Below are 7,696 nucleotides of genomic sequence, written 5' to 3' on the forward strand. Positions count from 1 at the left end.
GTCAAGGAGAATGCGAGCGATATCCATATCGAACCCTACGAGAGGGAGCTCGATGTGAGGATGCGGGTCGACGGCATACTGAGGAAGGTGCTCACCCCGCCGAAGATTATCCAGGACGCCCTCATCAGCAGGGTGAAGATCATGGCGAATCTCGATATCGGCGAAAAGAGGCTTCCCCAGGATGGCAGAATACGGCTCCTCATCGGCGGCAGGGACATTGATATAAGGGTCTCGATCGTCCCGACTTCCTTAGGGGAGAGGGCGGTCCTCAGGCTGCTCGACAGAAAACAGGGGCTGAAGGGTCTCTACGAGGTCGGCCTCGATGATGTTAATGAAAAACACTTCGAGGAACTTTTGAGCAGGACGAACGGGATTATTCTTGTCACCGGCCCGACGGGAAGCGGCAAGACAACGACCCTCTACGCTGCCCTGAACAGAATACACACCGAAGAGAAGAACATCATCACCGTTGAAGACCCCGTAGAATACCAGCTCAAGGGCATCGGCCAGATTCATGTAAACCAGAAGATAGGGCTCACCTTTGCATCGGGCCTGAGGTCGATACTCAGGCAGGACCCCGATGTGATCATGGTCGGGGAGATACGGGATGTCGAGACAGCCGAGATCGCCATTCAGGCGTCCCTCACCGGCCATCTCGTCCTGAGCACGCTTCATACGAATGACGCTGCATCGGCGGTCACGAGGCTCATCGATATGGGCGTGGAGCCCTTTCTCGTCGCCTCTTCCCTTGTCGCGGTGATCGCGCAGAGGCTGGTGAGGACGATATGCCAGCACTGTAAGGAGTCTTACGAACCGGGTGAAGAAGAGACCCGCTATTTTTCCACCTTCGTCCCGCGTTTCTCGCCCTCCATCCTCTCGAGGGGAAGAGGATGCGAGCGGTGCAAGGGCAGCGGCTATTCCGGTAGGATGGGCATCTTCGAGCTCCTCAATGTGGACGCCGACATCAGAGAGATGATTACCGGGAGAAGGGATTCCCAGGCCATCAAGGAAACCGCTGTTACGAAGGGCATGAAGACGCTCTATGCAGACGGCCTCATCAAGGTCGCGAGAGGGCATACGACTCTCGAAGAGGTCCTGAGGGTCACGCAGAAGGATTATGCCGATCTTTCATTATAAGGGGTTCCGGTCTGACGGCTCTGAAGCGACCGGCATGATAGAGGCGTCGGGATTGAACGACGCGATAGCACGGGTGAGGGCCGAAGGCATCTTCCCGAGCGACATTGCCGAACCCCGTCCCGTGGGAAAGCGGAAACTGTTCCAGCGGACCGATGAAACCTTTCTGCCCAATGTGACGCGACAGCTCGCGACTCTCCTCTCCTCAGGAGTTCCCCTCATTGATGCCTTCATGTCTCTCGCTGCCGAATACCGGGGTTTTTACAGGGAGATGCTCATAGCGATAAAGGAGCGGGTTTCGGGAGGTGCGGGTCTTTCCCGGGCCTTGAAGGATTTCGGCGATGTCTTCCCTGAGTTCTACCGCAACATGGTCCGTTCCGGAGAAGAGAGCGGCAATCTGGACACTGTTCTCCGGAAACTCGCCGACTACCTCGAGAGACAGAGCGCGGTCAGGGCGAAGGTCCGTTCTTCAATGGTCTACCCGATCTTCATGATGGGAGTCAGCATCGTTGTGCTTTCGTTCCTCTTCACCTTCGTGATACCCAAAATCGTGAAGATCTTCAGGGACGCGAAGTCCACGCTTCCCTTTGTTACCGTTCTCCTCATAGGCATCAGCAACCTATTCGTCGGCTACTGGTGGGCGTTGATAGGGGGAGCGACGGCTGTCGTCCTCTATGCGAAGAAATTCCTGAGGGAGAACAGGCTATCAGTAGACCGGTTGATTCTCAGGCTGCCCGGGAATATTATCCAGAGCCTTTACTACTCGAGATTCGCGAGGACGATGGGATTCCTCCTGGACGGAGGCTTGCCCATGCTCAAGGCGCTCGGCCTTTCGGCGAGGTCGATGGGAAACCGGGAGCTCGAAGCATCGGTCTTGAGCGGGGCTGCTAAGGTCGCTGAGGGACAGAGGCTCTCGGCGTCTCTCGAGAAGTTTCCTCCCGTATTCGTGCAGCTCGTCGCTACCGGAGAAAAGAGCGGGAAGCTCCCTGAGTCGCTCAACAGGGCGGCTGATTCCTATGAAGAGGAATTCAACAGGCGGATCAACCAGGCGCTTTCACTCTTCGAGCCTATCATGATAGTCGTGATGGGGCTTGTGGTCGGTTTCATCGCGCTCGCCGTATTGCTGCCGATGTTCCAGTTGAACCAGCTCATCAAGTGACCGCAAACTGATATGTCGGTTGGTAAATTGAAAAGGGCTTGTGTAGAATAGGGAAGAGAGAGGAGGTAGCTTGAGAAGTACGATGAAGAGAAGTATCTGTTTCGCAGGGCATGCCGGACGTTCCTGTCGGGGTTTCACCCTCCTCGAGGTAATGATCGTCGTCGTAATCCTTGCCCTTCTTGCCGCCGTAGTCGCCCCGAAGATAATCGGCAGGATCGATGATGCGAAGATAACGGATGCGAAGGTCCAGATCAGGAATTTCGAGACGGCGCTTAAGTTCTTCAAGATGGACAATGGATTCTACCCCGACACCCAGCAGGGACTCGATGCCCTTGTCGAAAAACCGACGACCGGCGACATACCGAAAAAGTATCGGGACGGAGGCTATCTGGAGCAGAAGAAGATACCTCTGGACCCTTGGGGGAATCCCTACGTGTACGTCTCGCCGGGCCTTCATGGGGACTACGACATAATGAGCTATGGAGCTGACGGCAAAGAGGGCGGAGAAGGCATCAATGCGGATATCAAGAGTTGGGAGATGCAGTAAGGGCTTCACCCTTCTAGAGCTCATCGTCGCTATCTTCATCATATCCCTCGTGGTGTCGTTATCCATTCCTTCTCTGACCCTGATCGGGGAGGGCAGGGTGGTTTCCGACGCAAAGCGGATCGCGTCCATCCTGAGATACCTCAATGACAGCGCGGTAGCCACGAAGGAAAATCTCCCCCTCAAGGTCGGTCTTGGAGAAAAGATCGTCTCTTATGCCGGTCCCGATGGGGAGAAATCGGAACGGTTCGATACCATTTCATTCATAGAACTGCAGTCAAAGGGAAAGCTGACCGAAGGCGAGGTGACCGTCTTTTTCGGACCGTCAGGCTCCTCGGAGAGTTTTCAGATCCATCTCCATAACGATAAACAGGACGCAACGGTCGTCCTGAACGCCCTGAGCGGCAGGGTGAAGATAATTCAGGATGAAAAACCTTAGAGACCGATGCACGCGAGGGAGCATGTCCGGTGCGGGCTTCACCCTCGTTGAGGTCATGATAAGCCTCGCGATCATCGCCGGCCTCCTCATCACCCTCATCTATACGTTAAATTACCAGCTCGGCATTGCGGACAGGCAAGGGGTAATAACGGTTTCGACCGGTCTCGCGAAGGCGAAGATGTACGAGATAGAAAAGAACCCCTCAGTGAGCAAGGGCGATTTCCCGGAACCCTACTCGGCCTTTTCCTATGAAACGTCAGTGAAAGATTCCTCGTTCCCCGGCATGTCCGAATTGGCGGTAATTGTCAGAAAGGGGAAAGAAGAGGTGACGCTTTCAGAACTGGTTCGCAAGCCAAAGTGATGGAAAGGGTCAGAACGAAACAGGGAGACGGTTTCACCCTTCTCGAAGTCCTCATCGCACTGGCCATATTCTCCGTAGTCATCGCGGCGCTCTACGGAACATTCTTTTTTTCGGAAAAGGCGGTGGACGCGGTCGGCGATTCCCTCCTGAGGCTCCAGGAGGCTCGGTCCCTCGTTGATACCCTGAAGAGGGAGCTCGAATCCGCGTTCTATGATTCGACGTTAACGAGCAACAATAAGAGTTATACCGTCTTTAAAATCGACGACAGGGATTATTACGGGAAGCAGGCATCGCAGGTGCTCTTCACGTCCTTTTCGCCCTTGCTTCCTGGGCTTGCAAGGATAACCTACATCGTTGAGGAAACCGACGGAAAACTCACGCTCAAGAAGAAGATCATCTCGGCATTCGCACAGAAGGATGAAACAAAGAGTGTCGAACTCATGGAAGAGATAGACTCGTTCACGATCGAGGCAAAATTCGGAGACAAGTGGGTGAAGACCTGGGATACTGCACTGACGAAGAAGCAGCCTGATGAGATACGGATCTCGCTGAAGATCAGGACGAAAAAAGATACAGGTAAAGAGAAAGAGCGTTCGCCTGAACGCACCGACTCTGATTCTATGACGATCTCGGATATCGCGAAGCCGAGGTTCAGACAGACGATATGACGAGAAAGAATCTCGAGAGAGTGCGCCGCCCATTTTCTGCTGTCTTTCGTCTTGGTTCCGAAAAGGGTACGGCACTGGTTCTTACGCTTCTCATTCTCGTTCTCATAACAGCCCTCATCACCGAGTTCTCTTACGCGGTCTTCACAACAACCTCAGCCCTCTATAACTGGAGAGACTCCCAGAGGCTCTCCTTTGTCGCGAAATCCGGCACCTCGCTTGCGGTGAAGATCATCTCAAGTGCGCCGCAGAATGAACTCTATAAATATCTCGGCAAGGATATTCCGGTCGACAACATGCTCGAAGGTTTTGAAGGGAGTGTGGTCGTCAGGGCCGAGGATGAGGGCGGAAAATTCAATCTGAATTCGCTGATTACAGATCAAAATTCAGATACTCAGGTTACGGTTAATAATTCCCAGCAGAGCGTGATGTCGATTTTTAAGAGGTTGCTTAACAACCTGGGCTTGAATGAAGACATAGCCGGGAGGGTGGCGGACTGGATCGACAGAGATGGTAACCCCAGACTGAGAGATTCGGAAGATGGGGCCAAAAATGGATTTATGGATAGCACCGATGAACTCCTCCTCATTAAGGGAGTAGACCGCGTGACCTATGAAAAATTATTGCCTTATGTAACGGTATACGGGCCTCATAATGTTGTTAATATCAATATTAATACCGCGCCGATACCTGTTATAATGTCGCTGAATAGTGCGATATCGAGGGAAATGGCGGAGAGCGTAATTCGGTACCGGGCAGTGGAACCATTTAATAACACTGGTGAACTTCAACAAAGAGTTCCCGGCTTCGATCCTACACTTGTTAGCGCCATTTCTGGTATGGTTGTCTGGGGAAAACCGTTGAACTTACGTATCACAGTCATCGCAGAAGAAAATAAGATTAAGAGAGTGATAGAGAGCGTAGTGAGCGGCCAGCAGATACAATACTGGAAGGAGCTGTAGGTTCTTCGGATGGGAAGAGCAGGGGTCATCGATGTTCGGGACGGGTGGAAAGGCAACGAAGCTTTAACAATCTATCTCTTCGGCAGCCGCGGAGGAAAATATGAGTTCGAAAAGACCGTTGATTTCACTCCCCCGGCATCTCCGGCAAATCTCTTTGAAGACATTACGGAATTCTATCTGAGCCTCCCCGTCAGCTCCCTAAACTTCAGAATGCTTAGTCTTCCTTTCTCCGACAGTCAAAAGCTGAAAAGCATCATTCCCTTCGAGCTTGACGGGCTCATCTTAGGCGGGTCCGAAAGCATCGTCTTTGATTCGGTCGTAATGGATCAATCCGCGGACACTCATGATGTGGTTGTGACGTACATCGAGAGGAGGAGCCTCAGGGAAATCCTGGCAGGTCTCTCATTGGCAGGTATGGATCCCCAGGTCGTGACGTCGATCGAACTCCAGGCGATTCTCGGTAAGGCCGATGGCGATATCGCATCCCATCTCATGAGCCCCGGAAGTTTGAGTCCCGATGAAAGGATTGATGCTGCGGGGAAAGAGCTTATTTCACCCACGATTAATCTCAGAACCGGCCCCTTCGCCTTTACGAGAGACAGTGAGAAGATGAAGAAGTCATTGCGGGTCACGGAAATCCTCGCCGTCTTGCTGGCATTGGTGATCAATGCGGATCTTGCCTTCAAAATTATTGCCGAAAGGAAGGAAGTATCTGCGGTAAAAAAAGAGATGCGAAGTCTTTATACCGGCCTTTTCCCGAATGACAAGAAGATAACCGATGAATTATATCAGCTGAAGTCGAAGATGAAGGAACTGAGGGAGAGGGGAGAAACGATAGCAGGAGTCTCGCCTCTGCAGCTCATGACGGATCTCGCTCAGAGGACGGTTCCGGGAGTGAAGTTCGATGAGATGAATCTCGATAGAGAAGTCGTCACCGTCAAAGGTGAGGCAGTCTCGATGGAGAGCGTGGATAGGGTGAAGACGAAGCTTTCGGAATTCCTCAACGATGTTACCGCCTCGGATATAAAGTCCTCTGTGGAGGGAAAGATCCTCTTTACCGTTGTCGCAAAGGTCCGGCCGTCATGACACTGAGAGAAGCCGGATCAAGGATAATGCATCTTTCCGCTCCCGTGCTCTCAGGCCTGAGGGAGGGGAGCAATCAGGAAGACCGACGCAACGCGGTCCTTATCCTCGTCCTAATCGCTCTCTGCATTCTCATCGTTCCTCTCTTCATCGCGGAGACTGCTTCGAAAAGAGAAGCACACGCGGTCCGGGCGAAACTCAAGGAGGTATCGGCTGTGGCGGCGGAGTACCGGTCCTTAAAAGAGCGTACCGACGCCCTTGAACAGCGGAAATCCCTGGCGACTTCAAAGGTGAACGGTATTCCCCAGGCGATGGATGAGATATCTTCCTCGCTCGGTCTCAAAGGAAAGGTTAAGGCGGTAAAGGCGATCGGGAAGAGGGAGGTTGCCGGCGGCAGCGAAGAGACCGAGGAGGTCCAGATCGAAAAGGTGACGATGAATGAGCTCGTGAATATGCTCTATGCGATTGACGATGCACCGATGATGCTTTCCCTCCGGAGGCTCTCGATGAAGAAGACCTTCGAGAATCCTGAATTGCTCAACGCGAGTCTGACACTCTCATTCTTTACGAAGAAGTGAAGAAGGCCGTTATCGTCATCTCCTCCCTTGTCTTGCTCGTCGTAGGTTCCTGGCTTGTCATTCTGCCGGAACAATTCTTCATAGGCCTCATCGAGAATGGACTCGATTCGGAAGATCTCCATCTAAAGACGGAGGGGTTCAGCAAGGGACTTTTTTTGAGCTTCAGCGCTGAAAAAATCGTCCTCATGAAACGGGGGCACTTCCGGCAAGGCGAAAAGGACGGAGAGAAGCCTCCCCTGTCCGAAACCGCGATCGTGAGTTTCGACGATGTCCGGGGGAAGATAAACCTCCTCTCTCTCATAAGATTCAGTCCCGCTCTCGATTTCGACTGCACCGTCAACGGTGGAAGGGTTAGGGGTGAGATAGGACTCGCCGGGAATGGGAGGTCAAGAATAGACGGCGCCGGCATCCGGCTGCAGGGCATCCCTCTCTTTGAACTCATCGGCGTTCACGGGGACGGCAACCTCTCGGTCGCTCTTTCTCTCGACAACGGAAAGGGAGAGGCGAAGTTTTCCGTGGATGACGCACGGTTCAAAGCAGCATCCTTCGGGGGGGCTTTCGTTCCCCTCGATCTTTTTCACATGGCTAAGGGTGCGCTCATCGTGAATACCGGCACCATAGATCTGCAGTCGTTTGCGCTCTACGGAAACGGTGTCTACGCGAGGATAAAAGGAAGCGTGAAGGAAAGTAATCTGAATATGAATCTTGAGCTGATGATGGACTCCTCGTTCGAAGCCGGGGCCGCGCTTCAGCCGCTGCTGGAACGATACA

The 7,696-nt window shown here is 53.0% G+C and carries 10 protein-coding genes; all 10 read left to right on the forward strand.

Annotated features, from left to right (window positions below; all coding sequences use genetic code 11):
* Nucleotides 1-1,137: ATPase, T2SS/T4P/T4SS family (locus VEI96_01455; protein HXX56648.1), on the forward strand; the 1,137-nt coding region annotated here is incomplete at its 5' end.
* Entirely contained in the window at nucleotides 1,118-2,293 is a 1,176-nt protein-coding gene (locus VEI96_01460) for a type II secretion system F family protein (protein HXX56649.1), read from the forward strand. The genes VEI96_01455 and VEI96_01460, both read left to right, overlap by 20 nt.
* An 82-nt stretch (nucleotides 2,294-2,375) precedes the next feature.
* The gene (gspG, locus tag VEI96_01465) at nucleotides 2,376-2,840 is read left to right on the forward strand and encodes a type II secretion system major pseudopilin GspG (GenBank protein HXX56650.1); all 465 of its coding nucleotides are present in this window, start codon (nucleotides 2,376-2,378) and stop codon (nucleotides 2,838-2,840) included.
* On the forward strand, nucleotides 2,809-3,276 hold the full coding sequence (locus VEI96_01470; protein ID HXX56651.1) for a prepilin-type N-terminal cleavage/methylation domain-containing protein: 468 nt from the start codon (nucleotides 2,809-2,811) through the stop codon (nucleotides 3,274-3,276). The genes gspG and VEI96_01470 overlap by 32 nt, the downstream gene beginning before the upstream one ends.
* On the forward strand, nucleotides 3,263-3,637 hold the full coding sequence (locus tag VEI96_01475) for a type II secretion system protein (GenBank protein HXX56652.1): 375 nt from the start codon (nucleotides 3,263-3,265) through the stop codon (nucleotides 3,635-3,637). Before VEI96_01470 ends, VEI96_01475 begins: the two co-directional genes overlap by 14 nt.
* Nucleotides 3,637-4,305 (forward strand): prepilin-type N-terminal cleavage/methylation domain-containing protein, encoded by a 669-nt coding sequence (locus VEI96_01480; GenBank protein ID HXX56653.1) that lies wholly within the window; start codon nucleotides 3,637-3,639, stop codon nucleotides 4,303-4,305. The genes VEI96_01475 and VEI96_01480 overlap by 1 nt, the downstream gene beginning before the upstream one ends.
* The gene (gene gspK, locus VEI96_01485) at nucleotides 4,302-5,264 is read left to right on the forward strand and encodes a type II secretion system minor pseudopilin GspK (GenBank protein HXX56654.1); all 963 of its coding nucleotides are present in this window, start codon (nucleotides 4,302-4,304) and stop codon (nucleotides 5,262-5,264) included. Before VEI96_01480 ends, gspK begins: the two co-directional genes overlap by 4 nt.
* Before the next feature lie 9 nt (nucleotides 5,265-5,273).
* Entirely contained in the window at nucleotides 5,274-6,350 is a 1,077-nt protein-coding gene (locus tag VEI96_01490) for a GspL/Epsl periplasmic domain-containing protein (protein ID HXX56655.1), read from the forward strand.
* A complete protein-coding gene (locus VEI96_01495) occupies nucleotides 6,347-6,925 on the forward strand; it encodes a hypothetical protein (protein HXX56656.1) in 579 nt (192 codons plus the stop codon). The genes VEI96_01490 and VEI96_01495 overlap by 4 nt, the downstream gene beginning before the upstream one ends.
* Nucleotides 6,922-7,696 (forward strand): type II secretion system protein GspN (gene gspN, locus VEI96_01500; protein ID HXX56657.1); only part of this gene is annotated, 775 nt, incomplete at its 3' end. The genes VEI96_01495 and gspN, both read left to right, overlap by 4 nt.

Source organism: Thermodesulfovibrionales bacterium, assembly GCA_035622735.1.
Taxonomy (GTDB): Bacteria; Nitrospirota; Thermodesulfovibrionia; order Thermodesulfovibrionales; family UBA9159; genus DASPUT01.

Excerpts from the sequence above, each read along its gene's own strand:
- VEI96_01495 (HXX56656.1), top strand. The coding sequence starts at position 6,347 with ATGACACTGAGAGAAGCCGGATCAAGGATAATGCATCTTTCCGCTCCC.
- VEI96_01490 (HXX56655.1), top strand. The coding sequence starts at position 5,274 with ATGGGAAGAGCAGGGGTCATCGATGTTCGGGACGGGTGGAAAGGCAAC.
- VEI96_01475 (HXX56652.1), top strand. The coding sequence starts at position 3,263 with ATGAAAAACCTTAGAGACCGATGCACGCGAGGGAGCATGTCCGGTGCG.
- gspK (HXX56654.1), top strand. The coding sequence starts at position 4,302 with ATGACGAGAAAGAATCTCGAGAGAGTGCGCCGCCCATTTTCTGCTGTC.
- VEI96_01470 (HXX56651.1), top strand. The coding sequence starts at position 2,809 with ATGCGGATATCAAGAGTTGGGAGATGCAGTAAGGGCTTCACCCTTCTA.
- gspG (HXX56650.1), top strand. The coding sequence starts at position 2,376 with ATGAAGAGAAGTATCTGTTTCGCAGGGCATGCCGGACGTTCCTGTCGG.
- VEI96_01460 (HXX56649.1), top strand. The coding sequence starts at position 1,118 with ATGCCGATCTTTCATTATAAGGGGTTCCGGTCTGACGGCTCTGAAGCG.
- VEI96_01480 (HXX56653.1), top strand. The coding sequence starts at position 3,637 with ATGGAAAGGGTCAGAACGAAACAGGGAGACGGTTTCACCCTTCTCGAA.